The following is a 268-nucleotide window of genomic DNA, read 5'->3' on the forward strand; positions in this document are numbered from 1 at the left end:
CTGTTCTTTGTGCTGGTGCGCCGCCGCTTCCCGCTGAAGCCGCGCCCGGAATAAGCAATAAAAAAGGCGACATGCCAATGTGTCGCCTTTTTCAACTTTCCGATTAAGAACCTGCTCAGCGGGTTCTTGCTGTTTGTACTTTGTCTCAGGAATTACTTACGAAGCATAACTTCGATAAAGTCTTTCCAGTTCCCCAGTTCACGTTCAATCATAACAACCTCTCTTATAATTATGGGTATTCTACGGAAACAATATACCGTGGTGAAGC

At 45.5% G+C, this 268-nt stretch carries 1 protein-coding gene; it reads right to left on the reverse strand.

Annotation, left to right across the window (positions count from 1 at the left end):
* Window positions 1-152: 152 nt before the first annotated feature.
* A complete protein-coding gene (ypfM, locus tag IEQ44_RS15930; RefSeq protein WP_001386977.1) occupies window positions 153-212 on the reverse strand; it encodes a protein YpfM in 60 nt (19 codons plus the stop codon).
* Window positions 213-268: the final 56 nt, after the last annotated feature.

The sequence above is a fragment of the Nocardioides malaquae genome, from assembly GCF_015070385.1.
In the GTDB taxonomy this organism is placed as follows: domain Bacteria; phylum Actinomycetota; class Actinomycetes; order Propionibacteriales; family Nocardioidaceae; genus Nocardioides; species Nocardioides malaquae.